Source organism: Mucilaginibacter koreensis, assembly GCF_054783355.1.
The window spans coordinates 364,757-385,019 of the sequence record NZ_BAAGQS010000001.1 but is presented as its reverse complement, the minus strand read 5'-3'; the positions used below and the strand labels follow the sequence as shown (position 1 = coordinate 385,019).

Here is a 20,263-nt window from a genome sequence, read left to right as displayed (position 1 = left end):
CCCCCACACCCCAATACAAATTGACAACCCAACCCACCCCCACCCCGTCAGAACAAGACAAAATCAAACTCCTGTACGATGCTGTTTCGAAAGATTATGACATAGGCAGTGAGCAGGAGTTCAGAACCAAACTGCAAAACCCTGCCAAGCAGCGCGCCTTTTACGATGGCGTAGGTGCTGAATACCAGCTGGGAACATTCGATGAGTTCCGTCAGAAAATTGGCGCGCATCAACCCAAGACACAGCAGGCCGCCATGTCGGCCATCCCCGGCGTACCACAGGCGGATTACGACCGCTATCAGCAGGCGCAACAATCACCTGTTTTAGCTAATCCGAAAGTAAGTACCACCCACACCAAGCCTGCATCACATGCCCGTGAAAAAGGCCAGTCACCGCAATTGCCCGAACATGGCATTGTGGTGGATAAAAGGTCAGGTAATGGTTATATCATCAGTAATGGCCAGGTAGAAAAGTTCAATGCCATCACCGGGAAGAACGTAAACGGCGAGCAAAACGACCGCCCAGAAAATCCCCTGCAATCCCTGCCCGACAATGAGCGGGCGACCCCGGTCGGCTACTATACGCTGGACCATGATCTGAGCGCCTTTAACCAGCTTCGATACGGCGGGTTAGGGATGAACATGACCCCGGTAGCCGCGCATGGTCAGCCTGCCCCCAAAGCCTTAGACCTGCAGATTCACCAGACCATGAACACAGCCAAGCGCGACCCGCTGTACGGCTCCAAGACCCCATGGGCTTCCAATGGCTGCATCAACTGCAAAAAGGAAGATATAGAAAAGCTGAAGGCCAAATTCAAGAATGGTGATACCTTACTTGTGGCCGACAGCCAGCACCCGCAATACCGGGATTTGATTCATCAGCTCGACCAGCGGGTAAAGCAGACCAATGCAGCGGACGGCAAATCACCTTCCATCATTCCGGGGATGACCCAGCAGCAGTTCGCTGCGCATGCCCAGTCACCACTGCTGTCCAATCCGAAGGTAAGGGAAAGCCGGGCAGGTGAGTACGAACAGGACTTGCCGGAAATGCGTAAAGCCCCTAAAAATTTCGGCGGCGCGGTTTTAAACGATATCATTACAAACCCTTACTTTCAAAAAACCACTTCCAACGTGTACAATGCGGCCGCTGGCGTGGAGCGTTTAGCAGCTGATGCAGGCGGTATGATTACCCGCGCCATCGGTGACGGAACCAAAGAAGTAAATGAATTTAAAGGCGATACGGACAAAGCCCAGTTTAACTTGTCCACGAATGTTTGGAACGATAAGGAAACAGCAAACCGGGTCTATGATTACCTGAAAGGCAAGGGAATTAACCCTAACGATGCCGAGCAGGTAGCTGACTACCTGAGCAAGTCCCATTCACCAAACGACCGGAGAGCACTGGATTATTTTGGCGGTCCAGAGTGGTTAGAGAAACGAAAGGACAGTAACTTCGATTTCGAGCAGGTTAAAAAAGGACAGAATTTAAAGTCGAATGCAGGTAAGGCGTTTCTGAATATGATGACCTTACTCCCACAGTCCATCAACCCCGGCTCATTTTTTTTCGATGGCTACAACAGGGTTTCTTCCGACTTAGATGCCAACCAAGCCGCAAAGAACCTGACTGACGACCAGAAGCACCTACTGGGTCTGATGGGCGGCGGCGTTAATTATTTGGCTGGAAAAATTAAGCTACCCTTCGGTAAAGGTGTAACCGAAAAGGTACTGCCTTATCTCACACGCGAGGCGGTGCAGAACTTCGTCGAGGCCGGCGGTAAAGAACTGACCCACGAGGCGTTGGCCAAGGCTGCACAAAGTACCGTACAGAAATTTGCCAGGCGTGCCGGCCAGGTTGGCATCCGTGCCGCGCACGACTTGCTACACAATACCGCAGTAGCCGGAGCCATGACCACCGGAAATATGGGCGAGCAACTGCTGGCGAATCAAATGGCAGGCCAACAGATTTACGATGTATCACCCGAGAATTACGGTAAATCACTGGCCGCTGCTGCCGGGGAGTTCGGCGCTGCGACACTGGTGGGTTCATTAGTACGTGCCCCGTTCGAGATGCTGCCCAAAGCACAGCGTAATTACATCTCCCAAAAAGTGGCCGAGGCACACAGCGATGACCAGATTGAGGCGCTGAAGAACCAAGTCATGGTCGAAGGCCGCGATATGGGCTTCAATGCAGATCAGTTGAAAAATGCGGCCGACGCCGTGGATGCCTATGCCGAATTGAAACGCAAAGTCCCGCAGCACTTGGGTGCCCAGCGCACGAATGAGATTTTAGGACTGATGGCGCAGCGCAAGCAGCTGAATACAGACCTTTCCCGCATGACGGCCAATAAAGAGGGTACGGACGACCTGTTCAAATCAGATTACGATACCCAAATCTCCGCCACCAAGACTAACCTCGAATCACTGGAGGATAAAATCAAGAGTATCGCCAATGGCACTACTCATCAGTTCATTGAACGCGACGGGCATTACTACAAGGTGACCGATGGAAATGAGCTCCTTATCACCAAGGAACGCTATGAACTGGAGAAGGTGATGGAAGATGCTGACAAGACCACCCAGCAAAAAGCAGCCGAGCAAGGTGTCAGCCATCTGGACGCGCTTATCCGTAATGCCGACACGGGAACCCCGCAGGGCAATACATCAACCACCCCAGCCGCAGAAGCTGGAAATTCTACCAATGCAACTACACAGCCGGGCGAAAGCGCACCTGCTGTAAATACACAGGTTCCTGTTGCTGCCACTCATAAAGTCGCTGATGCCGATGCACTTATCAGAAAGGCGATGTCGGCCAGTGCAGGTGAAACCATCGAAGCCAACGGCCAGGTGTACCAGGTGGTACAGAACGAGCGAAGCAGTAACCGCCAATCGGGTACCGCTAAGATTGTTCGTTTAATTGACGGCAAGCCAGATCACGAGAACGGCACTATCGAAATCAATCAGAAATCAGACGCACGTAATGCCGACCGCATCCATGACCAGCAGCAAGGCATCACTTCGGCCACCCGCTTGCCCGACGGTCGCTATTCTTTCGGTCGTGGTATCCGGGCATCGGGTAATGTAGAGTCTTTACTCGGTTCGGTTGCTGCTGCTGAACAGCCCGACCAGCAAAATATCGAGACACAGCGTTTGATTCAAGAATCCAATGCCCAGCTTCAAGAGTTCGAGAAACTCAAATCAGAAACCCGGAATCAAGCGACAAAAGATTTTGCTGATGTACAAATTGCGGGAATTAAAAAGAATATTGAATCATTGACCGATAGCGCACTTCAAACCAGAAAAGAAGGTAAGGCAGCACTTGCTCAACCAGCGGACATCGCCGAAGCGCCTGTACGTCAATCAGCTGCGGAGCCTAAGCAGCAAAAGACCAATCTGGGCGACTATGAGTTAAAAAAGAAAATCATTTCCGAGGTTCCGTATAGTCGCGCACTGGATACGACCGGCAGCACCGGAGAAATGATGAAGCAACTGGAAGGACTTATCGGCCAGATTAAAAATAGTCCTTATGGCGTCAATGAAGCAAGCCTTCGGGAAAAGCAAGGCGCCTATGATGCCGCCAAGGCCATTATAGATAATAATGAGTTCCGCGGCTATGAAACTACTGATACGGCACCGGTCGCAGAACCGGCTTCTGTTCCCGAACTTGAGGTACCACCATCGGAACCCTCAACCAGCGCAGCACAAGGTAAGACACCGGAACCAGCACCGGCGACAACCTACCCCGCCGGTTCATGGTCTGAACAGCTTTCTAATATAAGTGATTCTCGTTCAGGAGATTCAGAACTTTCATCTAAAATAAAGATTGAACAGGAAGTACTGAAGAAATTAAAAGACCGTAAGCTAATCAACCTGAAAGCCGATAAAATCATCGGACGTATAAAGGAATTGATATCCAACAACTTAGTGGATAGAGAGGCCGCCGAAGCGCATATAGATAGTATCGACCAGCTGCGGAATGATAAACTGGATATACTGGACGACCGCAAGGCAGGCAGTAAGGAGAAAGGTTCTACCAAGGAGCGCAGGTCCGCAGGACAGGAAATGACCGAGGAAGAAGAGTCGGCCGATATCAGTCACGAAATGGACGATGCAGCTTCTTATGAAGAAGGCAGCCCGATGGAAGTACTGGACAGAGCCCTGAACTGGGTAGAAGCTACTATTGGCGAAGAGAAAGGAAAGCGTGGCAAGAGGAACACCAATACCTTCTCCACCGTTATCCCGCCTGCCATCGGCCGGGAAATCGGTATCGGTGCCCTGAAAGCGATGCGTGCTGCCCTCCTCGCCACCAAGTCATTTACCAAAGCCTTTCAAGCAGCCATTAAATTCGGCAAGGAAAACGGACTGGACGGTAAGGCACTGAAGGAAATGCGGACCTGGTTACATGGCACCTTTGCTGGACTGAAGGCCGAGCATATCGCTGACTTTGTGAAAGAGAACAAGGTAGACCGTAAAAATGCCGACAAGTTGAAGAAAGCCATGTATGTAGCCAGAGCCAAAGCCCGTGAGCAGCTGAAAGATGGCGCCAAGGCCAAGGACTGGCACAATGCCAAGAGTCTTGTCGGTGATGTACTGAAAGACTTGAAAAGCTTCTACAAGGGCAAAGACCTTCCTTTCTCTAAAGCCGACATTGCGAAAATGACCCGCGTCTCCATGGAGGCAACCACCGCGAGCGAAGCGATTAAGATTATTAACTCACTGGAAACTATCTTCGGCAATGCCGAGCGCAGTAAACTGGTGTCAGAAACCGAGCAACTGTCTGCTAAGGTTAAAAAGCAATTGTCCTCACCCAAGACCAGCCAGATAGAACGCGAGGTATTCCGCCGGCTGCAAAGCATTCAGTCTTCACAACTGACCAAGCCCGACGGCACACTGGACTATCCGGCCATCGGCAGGCTAAATAAGGCATTATCTGCCATTATCGACAGTCATAAGGATGTTAAGGTCGTTAAAGATGACAATGGCGGCTATGCGCTGGAAAATGAGCACGTGGCTAACCATGCCGTACTGAACGAGGTAGCCGATGATCTGGAGCAATTACAGAACGCCCACCGGGAACGTTCGGCAGAAGCCGAGGCCGAAGAACTGTTGAGCGGACTGGAGGCCGAAGGAAAGATAGATACCTCTTCGCTGACCAAGGCCGAGCGCGACCAGTTAAAGCAGGCCATCAAGGACGGCACACTGGATGAAATTAACCAGCAAGAAGCATCTGACCGTCTGGCCAAGGCGGCCGAATCACTGAAACGTAACGAAAAGAAAAGCGAGCTGCTAAAAGACCGGGTGAACGGACTGGCAGAGGCCGCCATGCAGCGCCCCGAACTACATGAATCCGCACCGGACCCGTCCGGTATCCGGGCGCAGCTTCGCAGCTTACTAAAAGGCGGATTGAATGCCGGCGAACTCTCCAATGCCAAACTCATCAACCTGCACCGCGCCTTATCCCGCATGGCGGAGAACGGCGACCTGAGCAATATCAAGGATGTGCTGGTTCATGCCCATACGGAAACCTCACTGCCGGAAATCAAAACCCTGATGGGCGGAAAAGGTGCTTATCTGAATGCCTTATTTGGCGCGATGCATAAACCCCACCTGTTCAGTAAGATATTGCCGAACGACCGGCAGCTGGCCAAGTGGAAAGTGGCCACAGGTATTCAGGCATGGGATAAAGGGTACACCGATACCCGCCAGACCTTCCTGAAAACCAGCGAGAAAGCCCTGGAACTTATCGGTCAGGCCGGTGGCGTAAGCAGTGACTCCCTGAAATCAGGGTACGGCTCCCTGCGTAGAGGTGTCATCGCCTACCTGATACAACATTACGGCGGTACCCCAGAAGACATCAACCAACATTTTAACGAGGTTTCCCGCGCCAACCTCGACCACACCATCGAATATTTACGTCAGAGCCCGAAAGATGCGGCCGCCAAGAAACAGGCCGAACTGCTCACCAAGATAAAGTCGGAATTACTGGACGGCGTGAGCGACTGGAAGGGCTTTATGGATAAGATGGAAGCTGAACTACCGGCCGAACTTAAGGTCATTCAGCACTGGATGGACAGCTATGCCGGTCATAAGGAAGCGTTAGCAGATGTTCAGCTGCTCATTAAAGGCAGCCGCATGGATGGTGCTATTGAAAATTATACCTCTACCAAAGTAGTTGACAGCCGCAATAGCGAGGCCGCCACTAATCAAACACTGGCCGAGGCAGATAACAAACTATCCATGATGAGCAAAAAAGAGGCCGGGAGCGCCCTTCGCCGGGAGCGCACCCCTTTGCGTAGCGGTTACCTCGACTTTGACTTCGATAAAGTACAGCCGCAGCGGTTCAAAGAGCAGCTACTGGAAATCAACACCCTGCCTGTGCGCTACCAGATGGACGCCCTGTTCAATGACCCGCGCTTCGAGCAGACCGTTTTCCCCGGCAGTAAAGCATCCATGAAGCGTTTTTACAATGCCATGCTGGATACTGAAAAATCGAGAAGAGGGGTCAACCAGGAAGAATCGGAAATGAGCCGCAAGGCCAGCCGCGCACTGGATGGACTACAAAGCCTCGCTTCACTAAAGGCGCTGGGTTCTGTAATGCAAATGGGCAAGCAGGTACCATCCGTGCTGGTGAACACGGCCGTTTATTTAGGCAATGATGCGCCGCTTCTTTTCCGAGCGTTCAGGGATGTCTACAAAGCACACGACCTGCTCGAACACTCCGCCAGTTCGATGCGCGACAACAGCCATGTGGCATTTACTTCCACTATGGCAGCAGATCAGAACGGTACCAAACTCGGCCCGGTTAGCCGCTGGATAGTCAGCCACATGAATAGCCATGGTATCAAGGTATTGAATATGCCGGAGGACATTAGGAAGCAGTTTATGGAGGCCGTAATGATGCCGCTGGGCAAGAGTGACCAGTATATCGCCAAGGTATCCTATCTGGCCTACTACATGAAGTACCTAAAAGAGTCCGGTGCGAACCTGACCAATCTCGACTGGTCACAGGAGGCTAAGAACCCCAGCCCCGAGGCGATGGCCTACGCGGAACAGCTGGTGGACCGGAATCAAAACATTTCTGATAAAACGCTGGCGGCATGGTGGCTGCATCCCAGCGGACTTTCCGGTAAAATTGGTGCCTTTATCTTCTCCCCTTTCAGTTCATTTAACCTCAATCAAAAGTTAAGGAGCGTGGGCGACATCAATAAGCTGATCTACGGGTCAGATATGGAAACCAAGCTGGAAGGCGCCCGGGATTTCGGCGCTACCGTCGCGGAGTCCGTTGTCTTCAACCTTATGAAAGTTTATGCCATTAAATACGTCGGGCAGAGCATGGGCCAGCTGGTCGCCAATACCATCGTTGGCGGGCATAATGCGGATGATGATGCCAAGGAACGTGAGCGCATCCTGACCGACGGCAAGGCCAATATGGAAAAGGTCTTGGGTAACAGTGCGCAGGATGTGCTGTACAGCGGACTGGGTACCCTGCCGACCGATATTCTCAGTTATGGTACCAACCTTGCGCTGACCCGAGCATTAGGCCAGGAACCCTATATCTCCCCAACTACCGGCCGCGTTCAGCTTCGCACCCGTCAGACCCTGCAGACCTCTTTCGGCAAGGGCATCCCATTCACGGACACCGAGCGTTTAAAGACTTACCTGGGCGGCTTTGCCCCGGTGGAGGAAATGCTGGTCAATACCGGGGAGCGCCTGTCCGACGTCTATCATGGCTACAAGGAAGTACCAAATACCTTTACCGGAAAATCGACCCTTGTGCCGCTAACCGATTATGAGAAGTCGCTGAAGAAGTGGCTCGTCGTGAAAGATATGCTGACCATGGGTGTAGGTCTGCATGACGCTGATTTAATCGATAGACCCATGGAGGCAGAGGAAAGAAAGGCCGAGGCCGACCTGAAGCTGAATTTTTCTGATGGATTCAAACGTGTTCAAAAGGCGATTAACTACCATGGCTCAAAGTACGAATTAAACAAAATGGGCAGTAATTACATGGAGGTAGATGCCTACCGCAACCGCATCGAAAAGACCCCGCTGGCCCAGCAATTAAATTCAGATTATCAGTTTTACCGCCAGAACATCCGCCAGATTGAACCGCTCCGCAGGATATACAGTGCAATTATTGGCACCGGACATATCACCGCAGAAGCCAGAGAACTGATGGAAAGCTACGGCAAGCGCATCATCAAGGCATTCAATACCGGAAAAGCTGTTGAACTTGGCCGAGAGGACATCGACCGCCTGGTTAAAGTATATGCCGGTATCCTGAAAAGGAACCGCAACATTGACGCGGCAGAAAGCCTGCAACGCTCCCATGAATTTATCAATCAGATTTTATCTGACAAGTCGGAAGACGAGCGCAACGAAGCGACCGCCGGAATAGACGAGTTATTGAACCGTTTACATAGCGAGCAGATAGAAAGCGGATACAACGATTAGGAAGATACAACTTGATGCTTTCGAGCAAAACCGCCCGTAGCCGATTAAAATGAATGACCGAAGATTTCTTAGCAAGGTGCCTGACGTCATTCATTTCTGTTTTACGTCTGATCCTGCCGACGTCCAATATTACTCTGATGTCACACGGGCAGATATACAATCGGAGCTTCACGAGTGAATAGAATTTCAATTTAACTTATTTAGGAGGAACACAACTGTTCCAAGTGTATCTGAGGCATTCCCTCCATCTACAACTATTTTCACCGTGTTTTTTAGATTATGCCAAGTGCTATTTTCAGCAGATTTCAAAAAGTTGCTATTAAGTGAATTGACTATTTCTGGCCGTAGTTCTCTTGCAATAATCCAGCCTATCATCACACACCTATTGTTTTTAAAATATAGCACTACATTTGCATCACCCTCTAAAGTAGTAAATGTATAGCTTGTTAACTCGTTTTCTGAATCGTAAAACCTTAAACTTTCGTTCTCCTTGAGACCCATTTTTTCACAGGCCTCAAAAGCCAAAGTCTTCGGCATATTAAGTACAGCGACAAAACTCTGGGCTTGTACAGTTTGACCTAAAGCAAAACACAGACATAAGATAAATACGGATTTCATTGTGAAATTGGGTTGGTTGCCTAAATCCCCAATTTCGGCAGGTTTAAAATAAGCAGCGTGGGGCCTCATTAGCAGCCCACGCCCGTCGAAAAGCGCACATACGAATGATTGTAACCCCACGCATGGCATGGCAGTAGCTCATCACTCGTATGTTATAGCATTGGAAATTTCGACGGTTCGGCTGCTTTAACGAGATCGCAAGAAAGAATTTATTTTCAGCCCTAATGTAGTATGTTAACAACTACAATTACAAGTGCCGTAGGATATTTTTTGCGCCCGATTTTGAACCGGATAAGTTGAGCAAAAGAAACGATTTACACTCCCTGACACTATGCTTATCTAGAGAGAGGATAATACATATAACTAAATACAATATCATACACCAACATCATGCTTTTCACATAACGATCAAGATGTAAAAAACCCTCAAAATAAGCTTCAAGCGGTATTTATACTAAAATATATATAATAGAATCATATACTATTTAATTTGATTATTGATAAGGCCAATACACTTAGTTATCAATTAGCTATAGTACAATATTACTAAATAAACACTAAGTTAAGATATAGTCAATAACTTATGCGTCATCAGGTACCTGGTATGCTACCCATGGTTAATTAAAGCAGGTATATAGGGATATGGATAGACAGGCAGTATGCCCGGAATAAAACATACCCCCGGTCTTTTGTATATCAGGCAACCCGGATTCTCAGACCCCGTACTCCCGATTTCTAAAATAAAACCCTGTGCATATATACTTGCCGGATAATACCCCCATAGGTGACCCTAGGCACCCATAAAGGAAAACCGGTTTTTCCAGAGGCCGTACCCCAAAAATGAAAACCTACTTCGTGCAAACTAATGACACGCAGCTCATTTATTTATATCGTTATTTGACTACCTGTTGGTTGGTTACTGTTTAATATTGTGCTCTTTTATCCAGTTATCCAAAATTGATTTTTTAAACAAAACCGGAGTCCTTAAACCCTCGCGCTTATCAAATGGGATTTCTTTTTTGTGTATCAGCTTATACAGTTTGCTCATACTGAAGCCTAAATAGTTTGCAGCCTGCTGTGTGTTAATATAGTTATCCGCTTCACTATTAACGGCAGGCGTTCCCGTTTGCCCCAAAATCAATTGCAATTCCTCCCTCAACATTTGGCGGAACTCCGCCTCAGTATAGTTAATAGTAATTTTTTTCATTTTGTAAATATACACAATATTATGAAATGACATTATATGACAATAAATTTGAGATTAATTGAAAATACTATTTGCATTTATTAATATTATTCGTACCTTTACAGCGTCGAAAGAAACAAATAATATTTTCATTTAACACATAATAACGTAAGATATAAAGCACATCAGATACAATAAATAAACAATGTGCTTACAGACCTACAAATCCAAATAGCCCGAGAGTAAAGGACCCCCACTGTTAACGCAGCCGATACTCTTACAACCCCCAAGAACAAACCGGTCGCCAAGCGCGGCCGGTTTTTATGACCGAATTTTTAATTTTTTAAATTATATAGTTATGAAAATTGGAATCTATCAAGTGTATGTATTTGTAAAAAGGGGTTATGCAATCGCAGACAAATACACCTTTCTCATCCCGTCTACCGGGGACGTTTTTATGGGCTGGGAAGCTAAGAACGGCAAGCCCGAATTCTACCGCCACTTATACAACTGTGCCGATCAGCTTTATTGCTGCTATCAAAACAGTTTTCCATTAGCAGCGGACTGGCGCCAAACCTGCGGGAATCAAAAGCGAATGATTGACAAAGCCGTTGATAAATGGCTTAACGATATCTACCGTAATGAAATCAATATCGGTGATGTTGTACCAGAGGCAAGCGAACTACCAAATGGCATAGCTGGGTATATTAAAGGGATATTTCAGCAAATAAAGAATGAACCGCGCTCATTTAAACAATCAAAACGCAAACATTTAAAGGTAGCTTAAGCCACCTGCACCACCGCAATAAACAGTTCAATTTATAACTAATATTAAAAACAAATTTTATGAAAATCGTACACAGGGCCACCCATGGCACAACAACAACCGACTCACACGCTGAAAATGAAGAGTCATTGATTGCAAAGCTTAAGCCAAAGAAACAAACTAAGCAGGAACGCACCGTCGAACTCATACATCAGATACAGAGCGACTACCGCCGCCGGAACAAAAAGCGATTAAATGAAATATTCGAGCGCGAGTTGGCGCGACTCCGGGCAGAAGACCTACTTCCATACGGGATTGAATACCCCAACCAACCTCCCGCCGCTGCTCATTTGTAATCAACCCACCCCATACTCCAAAAAACCTCGGCCAAAAATCCGGGGTTTTTTATTGTTCGAAAATGAGGGCATTAAACTATCATCGAATGAGTGTGGCTTGTCCAAATTGCGGCGGGCGGGAGCACTACTGCAAACAAGTTTCAAGCACTTAAACTGGATTTCTACGCCTCAGCCTTCAACGATTTACAATCATCTGGCTATAACCATCGACTCGCAGGCTTCCGGCTAATTGATTGTACGCTTTAAATAGCCACCATATATTAATCAACGCAGGTATAAAGTTGAACACATAAGCTTGAATGAAGAAATCATTTTTATGGTCAATTTACTCGGCGGAAGACCCACTGCCGGCAGGATATAATTATTTTTTAACGCCTATTCCTTTACAAGCCACTGCAGTAATGTATTACCTTTTTTTATATGTTTGCGCCCTTAAATTCAAACAAACTTTATCACATGAAGAAAATTCTACTTTTTTTTGGTAGTGGGTGTATTTGCCTTTTTAAGTTGTAAAAAAGAAACCAAACGTTGTTACCTCTGCCGTATCAACATTTCGGTTACACGTGGCAATACCACATCGGGCGGCAGCTACAGCACCACTACTTATTGCGACAAGACCGAAAAGGAAATTATCAAAATTGAAGAGGACGGCACCAAAGATGCTACTGTTTCTTCTAACGGCGTAACCGTTACTCAGCACACGCTGGTGCAGTGCTCTGAGCAACAATAATAAGGGACTTTAACAAACTGGTTGAAAAGCTGCTACAAAAATGTAGCAGCTTTTTTTTATATTGTTGGCTTAAACTTAAACCTAACAATGACACAATTTCGAAATTCCAGTTTTCATTTATCAATTGAATCCAAGACTATCCGTAACTCTTTAATTAACAACATACCTCTTAACGATGTTGAAGAGATACTTGAACTCTATAAATCTGCAGAGCATATAATTGATGTTGTGAACAATTCACTAGTGGAACTGAAACCATGGCATTCTTCAAGCCTCGCATCGATTATTAATTTGATCGATGGAATTCCCAATTATTTAATTAATACGGCAGGCAACCCAGTTCCTGTTTGGATGAAAAAATTTTACAAGGCAATTGCATTTGGCGCTCAGAATCAATTTAACCCGGATGGCGATATAACACCTTTACCTGAAATTGAGGCTTATGTAGACTTACAACTAGCCCTTCATCATAAAGACGTATCGCAATTAGTAAAACAACTACAAGCTGATTCGAATTTGTTAAAAGTGCGTTCAGAGGATTTTGAAGAAAATCTTAAAAGAAAGTTTGACGAAAAAAATAAAGAAATAGAAACGACTCTCGCTCTTTTGAATAAAGAGGTGGGTAAGGTTGCCGTCCGTGAATATGCTGACATTTTTGATAACCAAGCGTTGGAGCATTCAAAGCTACGTTGGTTAAAAACCCAATATAAAATATCCATTGGGTCGTTTGAAAAACAATTATCAACCCTTAACGTCGGAACAGCTCAGCTATGGCTTTCCTTCGCAATTTCATTGCTAAGTGCCTTACTGGTAGGATTCACACAGCTTGACAAGCTCTTTAATGTTGCCGGCCAATCAGAATATACGCCTGAGGTTGCTGTTCATGTGTTGGGGCGTTTCCTACTGGTCAGCTTAGTAATATTTATTATATCGTTTGCATTCAAACAATATCGAGTTAATATGCACTTGTATACACTAAATAAGCATCGTGCAAATACTCTCAAGTCATTTGAATATCTTACCAAGGCGCCAGATAAACTAGAAGCTGCTTCTTACAATGCTATTCTAATGGAGGTTGCAAAGTCAATTTACGAGGCTGGCCAAACTGGTTACATAGCGACGTCTGAAACCAACAATGATGTTCCGTCGATAATAGATATGACAAAGATCATCACTCCTAAAGGCAACTAAATTAATGAAAAACCTAACCCTTATCCTCTGCCTGTTGCTAGCCCTGGGCGGCCAGGCGCAGCAGCGTTACCACCGCTGGCCTACCTGTGCAGGCATGACACACTGCAAGGCTTGTGAAAATTGCAAATACTGTAAATGGTGCAGTAAGAACCAAATTGACATAACTTTCTTGAAACGTAAAACGTCCGAATTTTGAACTTCCAAAAGAAGCAACGTCGATTATTCCTACCTTTGGCAATAATCTTGCAATGGTAACGGAAATGGGGTTCGGTACGTAAAATGAATATGACTCAAACTGCTTTTTGGAAACACTTCCCTGTTCATGATCAGGAGGCTGAAACGCTGGTCGCGGCGACCCTCGCATTTGACAAGGAATACGATCTCGATCTCATGAAGATAACGCCTGCCGGCTCATGGCTGGCTACTTGCTACGGGACAACCGATCTTTGGGAAAATGATAATTTGGGCAGAAGGACGATAAGCCACCGATGTATATCCCGGGTAGAGGACTGGGTCAACCTCCCGGATATCAATCAGCAATCCAATTTGATTGACACTTATATCAAAGTATCTGAAGACTTAAAGGTATTCAATCCCATCAAGCCAATTTTTACGACGGTATTCTGCCCGGTATCACAAGCTATTCAAATGGCCGGCCTTGACCTGTTCAAAGCCCATATGGAAAGCGCACCGGATAAAGTGCGGAAAGGATTGGAAAAAATAACACAAAATACGCTGACTGTATTAAAACGATTTGCAGCAACCGGCATCAGCGGCAATTACTTTGTTACCCAGGCAATGCAGCCTTGTATGCTGAATCCTAATGAATATGCTTACTGGGGAGAACCTTATGATCAGGAATGTTTGAATCTTTCCGCTCAATTGTTTTCAAGCACGATATTTCACCTCCATGGAGAAGAGGTGTTTTTCAGTACAGATAAGTTAAACCCAGACGTGGTCATTCACTTTGAATTTCATCCTGGCTACGCTACAACGTATAAAAGGATTGAAAATGACTTGTTACCGGGCTTGCCTGCATCGGAGCTGGCCCATTTAGTTCACAAAGAGGAGGCATTACAGGCTGTTCAACGGATGGAGACAGCTATCGGACGATCTATCCCCATCTTAACCGCCGGATGCGTGCTGCCGTTAAATTTTCCGGCCCACCAAATCCATTTCTGGAAGGAACTTATGCAGGCAAGATCACAGGTCTGAAATTTATAAAACGTGATGACGCCTGCTTACCATTCAGATTGGATAGAACAATCCATCTATACCGCTTTCCTGACAGCTGCGAACCGGCATCCGGCCAATCTGGCTATCGTAAACAAAGACCTAACCTTAAGCTATGCCCAGTTGTTGACGGAAGTCAAACGCTACGCCTCGGTCCTGCAACAGCTATGCCCTGATCAAAATAGCCCGGTCGCCATTTGGCTGCCCAACGACTACCGGTTTATTGTTTGCATGCTGGCCATCAGTTCGTTAGGGCGGGCTTACCTGCCCCTCGATGTTGATGCGCCCGATTCACGTAATGTAGAGATATTGGAACTGGCAGAAATCGCCACCGTCATCTCCGCTGCTGCAATTACCGGCGCATCAGGTTTGCTGACCGTTGTCGCGATTGATGCGTTGTCATCGGGGCCGGAGTGCAGCCAGTATGAAAGTACAGCGTCGCAGGACGATTTGTCTTATATCATTTATACCTCCGGTTCCACCGGAAAACCGAAAGGCGTCTATCAAAATCAGCGAAACTTACTGCACGACGTGATGCAGTATATCCAAACTATTGAGCTGAACGCATCAGACCGGTGTACGCTTCTTTACTCGCCTATTGTCAATGGTGCCATCAGGGATATCTATGGTACGCTGCTGAGCGGTGCTACGCTGTACATGGCCAATTTGAAGACAGACGGCATCGCAGGCCTGGGTGATTTCTTAAAAAGACATCAAATCACGGTGTACCATTCGCTACCCGGTATATTCCGGGCTTTCCTGTGTATGGAGAACGCTGTATTTAACTCGGTGAGATGGGTATATCTTGCCGGTGACCGCATCCTTTCCTCTGATCTGAAACTCTTCAAATCCTTTTTCAATGACCGGGCCTGCTTATATGTGGGCATCGGCTCCACAGAAAATGCCACCATCTATTGTCAATGGATACTAAACCATGCGACCCAGGTGCAGCAAACCTTGTTGCCATTGGGTTATCAAGTCCAAGATCGGGAGTTTGATATCGTTGATGCTAACCATCAGGTGGTACCTACCGGACAGGAAGGTCAAATTGTGGTGACGAGTAAATATATGTCATTGGGCTACTGGAATGATCCGGAAACCACCCACAAATACTTTACTCAAAACGCAGACGGAAGCCGCACTTTCCAAACCGGTGACATCGGATTCATCCAACCTGACGGGATGTTATACTTTTTAGGAAGAAATGATCGTCAGGTGAAAATAAATGGGTACCGCGTTGAGATGGATGAAGTAAGTGAAAGGATCCGGCAGTTGCCAGGCGTGAAAAACGTCGCCGTGCTGGTGAAAAAGAGTAATTCGACGACTAAACTCGTCGCCTTCGTCGAGCTCCGCAACAAGGAACTGACCTCGGCGGAACTAAAGCGCCAATCGTTGGATATCCTGCCATCTTATATGTTGCCGGCCAGCTTTTATGTGCTGGATAGCTTACCAATGTTGAGTAATTTCAAAATAGATTACCAGCAGTTAGGAGAGCTGACCAGTCATGAGCTAGCAGCCTGCTCCAGCACAGTGGATGAAACGATGGCAGTGATCAGGCAGATTTGGTTGCAGTATATTGAAAACCCAGACGATTTCGCGGCAGATATCGCTTTCAGAGATGCCGGAGGCAGTTCGATGGATGTGGTGTATCTTGTTGTAGAGCTGGAAGATAAATTTAACATCAAGATTCCTGCCGAGTATATCAATGTTGAGCTTAAGCCGTCTGTAATCATCCATCTGGTTTCAGGTTTGAGCGCCAATGCAATTCCTAAGATACCAGCAAATGTTTACGTTGTCTATCTTTTTTCACCTCAGCCAGGGCTAAGCATAGATCAAATCCGGTTTATTAAAAAATTAGAATCCAGCTTTGACGTCATCAGTATACGTTACCCCGATGGGGAGCAGCAGGAAAAGTCCCGTTTGCTAACAGCCGGCACCAATGAAATCCTCCAAAACCACTTTTCCGTACCGAGTCATCAGAAGTATATCTTCTTGGGGGTGTGCAATGGAAATCTACTTGCACAGGCAGTCGCAGCTGCATTGCCTGCTGCTGCTAAACCGTTGCTGCACATCAATTTGGATTACCATATCCCATTGGTTTCACATCTATCTTTCACCAAGCGTTTGCAGTTTTTAAAAAGGAATCTTGCTCTTAACGGGCTCTCGTATACGCTGGGCATCTCAATGCTGGTCAGGTTGAACTGGCTAAGAAAGCGGAACGAAGGAATGCACAGAAAAGTGACCCAGTTCATCAAAGCCGTTTGCCAGATCAGCGCGGCAAAGGAAGATCTGGCTTTGCAGACTAACAGTGACGGGTTTGAACAAACGGACGTTCCCCTGTTATTGTTCATAAGCACAGATTATCTTCAAAATGAATTCCATCATAAATATTTTTGGAATAAGTATTATACAAACACCAAGATTGTTGAAGTGCCTTACCTCCATGACCATCTGCTTTCGAACGCTAGCTCTCAAGAACTCATTTTAAGTCATATCAGGTCGCATTTAGCGCTTGTGCACCCCCAGTCAATCTAGTCGCATATTTGTTCCGGATCGAAGAATGTCAATGGGCGGGAAATCGATTATGTTTCGCTATAGCGAATAACAGCAATTGTTTCTTATAAAACCAGCTGGTCATAATCAAGCAAACAAAACACCAGGTGTAGTTGCAGCTTAACTCAAGTTGTATCGTTAATTCCTTAGAAATATCTTTACTTATGGAGTTTTGATGTAATAATCAGGCTTCTCAGCTGGCCAAGCTACAAGGCTCCATCATTCAAGGTATGAGCTACAATTCCTTTTCACTTCGATCTTATCTTGTTGAAAGGAGGACAGATAATCGGGTGAAATAAATAGTATTAATTACACTTTCTCTTTGATCAACATCTCATAGGGGCTGCGGCTTCTAACGTTTTTCGTTGTAGTCATTGTGAATTATAATTTCAACCCAATCCCCACATTAAAAGTGGTACCATCAGCAGGCAAAATGCCAGGGCCAGGGTACATATTGATGCGGCGGGTAAAGTATTTAGCGTTGAAGATATTGTTCACATTAGCGGTTAAATGATAATGTTGCAAAAAGCTGTAGCTAAACGCCCAGTCGAACACGTGGTAAGCCGGTACTATACCCGATAGGCCGGTGGCATTAAATACGGTATTATTGGCATCACTGTAATTTTTTCCTACATAAGTGTATTCCAGTGTGGTAAGCACATGACGATTCAAGTAAATTAAACCGGCCCTGTTAATTAAGGCTGGCGTTCCTTCGGCCCTTTTACCCACCAAGCTCACATTTACGCCCGATTGATTAACCGAGCCGCTGGTATAACGGGCATGATCATAAGCCAGCGAGTTAAACAGTTTAATATCGCTTGCAGCATCGGGATTGATGAGATGCAGCAGGGAAAAATTCACATAGGCCTCTACACCTTTAGCCACCAGGTTACCAACATTGGTTGTATACAAATGCGTGCCGCTGGCGTCTGTTAGCGTTAAGTTGCCTACCCGGTTGCCATAATACACATAGTAAGCGGCTATATCGTAACTCAACAGGTTGTGTACATTGCCCCGGTAACCCAAATCAATATCATATCCTTTGGTATCTTTCAAGTTAGGATCAATGATAGCCAGTTGGTCGGCCGGGGTAACGTTGGCATAAATGTAAGGGCGATAAGCCTGCGAGATATTGCCGTATAATTGTGTACTGCCTGACACCTGATACTGCAAGCCAAAACCAAACAATGGAAATCTACGCTTGCCCGTATAGGCTACCGGCGTTTGGCGGCTATTAATCACACCTTTGGTATCAGTATTAATCATCTCGAACCGTACCCCCGGCGTAACTGAAAAACGCGGCGTAACCTGAAAAATGTTCTCCGCAAAAGCCGCATAGTTTATGGTATTTAAATTCAGGTCGATGCCGTAAGGTTGGGTTAGCGTTAAATCGTAATCAAAGCCAGTGGTACCCACACCCTTTTGCTTGCGGCGGGTTTCTTCTGTAAAATATCGTATGCCACCAGTGATGGTACTTCGTAGGTTGCCCAATTGATAAGTGTGCAGTAAGCGGGCCTCTGTGGTGAAGCCCAGATAATAGTCGCGGTCTACCTGGCGCGGATTGTAGGTTTTAAGTGTGGTATTTACGGTATCGGGCACATTGGCATTAGCCAGAAACTGCACACTGTTGCGCTGCCCAAACAGTACATGCGAGGTGACTTCCAGTTTAGTAGCAGGATTGAAATTATAATTAAAGATAAAGGCGGGCAGGTTAATTTCCGGACTAAAGAAGTTACGGAAACGGGTACTTTGACGGTTATCGGCCGCAAACTGGGCATCGGTTAAGCCGCCGGCTATCTGCTGACGGTAGTTCATCCGCGAAAACTCAAAGGTAATGCTGCCTTTAGCATTAAACTGGTAACGCAGGTGTGCATAAAAAGCCTGATAATTGAAGGCGGCCTTACTGCGCCAGCCATCCCCACTGCGGTTATCAAAATAAGCATAGTAGTTGAGTTTGCCAGTGGTACCGCCTATGGCATTGAACGAATTGAAGAAGCGGTTAGAACCGGCCGACTGTTCACTTTCAATAGTAAAGGGTTTATCCGGGTCGCCTTCTTTCATTTTAAAGTTGAACATGCCACCATACTGACTGCCGAATTGCAGTGCAGCCGAACCACGCACTACCTGTATTTGTCCAACACCTTGCATAGGCGGGGTATAGTGCGCCTCGGGATAACCAAATATATCAGAATTAAAATTATAGCCGTTCTGGCGCATATTGGTTTCAATAGAACGGTGGGTATCGGTACCACGGGTGCCCACATTAATTTGTGTACCTGCCCCATCCATTTCCCATACGTTTACACCCGGTATTTGGGCAAACAGCATCCGGGCATTATTATTTGCCAAATTGGCGCTGCCTGATGCCGTGTATATTAAATGAGTACGTTTACCAGAGAATATGTTTGAACCTGCTACATCAGGTAAAAAACGGTTGCGGCTTTCGCGGATGAGTACACTATCAAGCGTAACACTATCACGATGTGTACTGCGCTGGGCTTGAAGATGGTAAGAAAAAAGGATACAAGCTGTAAGCAAGCAAAGAATTTTCATGTTTCAAAAAGTTGCAGGCAAGGTAAGTAATTAACTTAACTGACATTACAAACACGCATAAATGTACCAAAAATCAACCCTATAGTAAATAAAAAAGGCCCGCTAAATTGGCGGGCCGTATCGGCAAGTATTTGGCTCATCGGCTATGGTTACTACTACAAAGCGAGTCTAGCTCTCAGTAGACCGATAAATAACAAATATTAATCTTATCTGGTTTTCTAAATCAAATAATTACCTGCTCCTTTGAATTTGCTCGTTAATCAGGACTGATAGTGACTGCAATACCAGGGAAAGTGATTGATAAAATCTATGCTTCACATCGTCACTTTCCGTTGAAGCCATCAATTGTGATGTTAAGTCTAAACACGCATTGATACCAGCCCTATGCTCTAGTAGCCGCTTCCCCATCACAATATCAGCCATCGCATCATACAGCATGATTTGCATATGATCCATTGCAACCGAAAAATGGTATCGACGAGTACTAGGTTCCATGTGTGATGTTATCTGGAATGTACGAAGTCAAGGCTACCTACAGATTCCCCCGAAAAAAAAACGACCGTTTGATGAGATAAGCTGGTATGCCTCCATTTAGTCCTTTTAGGAGGCTTTCTTGGAAACAATATC

At 46.3% G+C, this 20,263-nt stretch carries 10 protein-coding genes; 7 read left to right on the top strand and 3 right to left on the bottom strand.

Going from position 1 to position 20,263, the window contains the following annotated elements:
- Nucleotides 1-20 precede the first annotated feature (20 nt).
- Nucleotides 21-8,450, top strand: a complete 8,430-nt coding sequence (locus ACYVNW_RS01700; protein WP_460678105.1) for a L,D-transpeptidase — start codon at nt 21-23, stop codon at nt 8,448-8,450.
- Nucleotides 8,451-8,636: 186 nt separating this feature from the next.
- Here the strand turns inward: ACYVNW_RS01700 and ACYVNW_RS01695 are convergent, their stop codons facing one another.
- Both ACYVNW_RS01695 and ACYVNW_RS01690 read right to left on the bottom strand, forming a co-directional pair.
- Nucleotides 8,637-9,068: a hypothetical protein gene (locus ACYVNW_RS01695; RefSeq protein ID WP_460678104.1), complete on the bottom strand. Its 432-nt coding sequence runs from the start codon at nt 9,066-9,068 to the stop codon at nt 8,637-8,639.
- Between the two features lie 916 nt (nt 9,069-9,984).
- On the bottom strand, nt 9,985-10,275 hold the full coding sequence (locus ACYVNW_RS01690) for a helix-turn-helix transcriptional regulator (protein WP_460678103.1): 291 nt from the start codon (nt 10,273-10,275) through the stop codon (nt 9,985-9,987).
- Between the two features lie 337 nt (nt 10,276-10,612).
- Here ACYVNW_RS01690 and ACYVNW_RS01685 point away from each other — a divergent pair, with 337 nt between their 5' ends.
- From ACYVNW_RS01685 to ACYVNW_RS01660, 6 genes are all read left to right on the top strand, one after another.
- Nucleotides 10,613-11,041, top strand: coding sequence for a hypothetical protein (locus ACYVNW_RS01685; protein ID WP_460678102.1), 429 nt, complete (start codon nt 10,613-10,615; stop codon nt 11,039-11,041).
- A gap of 59 nt (nt 11,042-11,100) precedes the next feature.
- Nucleotides 11,101-11,376: a hypothetical protein gene (locus ACYVNW_RS01680; protein ID WP_460678101.1), complete on the top strand. Its 276-nt coding sequence runs from the start codon at nt 11,101-11,103 to the stop codon at nt 11,374-11,376.
- A 484-nt stretch (nt 11,377-11,860) separates the two neighbouring features.
- Nucleotides 11,861-12,106, top strand: coding sequence for a hypothetical protein (locus tag ACYVNW_RS01675; protein WP_460678100.1), 246 nt, complete (start codon nt 11,861-11,863; stop codon nt 12,104-12,106).
- Between the two features lie 87 nt (nt 12,107-12,193).
- Nucleotides 12,194-13,297 carry a hypothetical protein gene (locus tag ACYVNW_RS01670; RefSeq protein ID WP_460678099.1) on the top strand — a complete coding sequence of 368 codons (1,104 nt, stop codon included), beginning with the start codon at nt 12,194-12,196 and terminating at the stop codon, nt 13,295-13,297.
- Between the two features lie 285 nt (nt 13,298-13,582).
- Complete coding sequence (locus ACYVNW_RS01665) at nt 13,583-14,512, top strand: uroporphyrinogen decarboxylase family protein (RefSeq protein WP_460678098.1); 930 nt, start codon at nt 13,583-13,585, stop codon at nt 14,510-14,512.
- Between the two features lie 15 nt (nt 14,513-14,527).
- Complete coding sequence (locus ACYVNW_RS01660) at nt 14,528-17,065, top strand: non-ribosomal peptide synthetase (RefSeq protein WP_460678097.1); 2,538 nt, start codon at nt 14,528-14,530, stop codon at nt 17,063-17,065.
- A 399-nt stretch (nt 17,066-17,464) separates the two neighbouring features.
- On the opposite strand, the gene ACYVNW_RS01655 is transcribed toward ACYVNW_RS01660, so the two are convergent.
- Nucleotides 17,465-19,636, bottom strand: a complete 2,172-nt coding sequence (locus ACYVNW_RS01655) for a TonB-dependent receptor family protein (protein WP_460678096.1) — start codon at nt 19,634-19,636, stop codon at nt 17,465-17,467.
- Nucleotides 19,637-20,263: the final 627 nt, after the last annotated feature.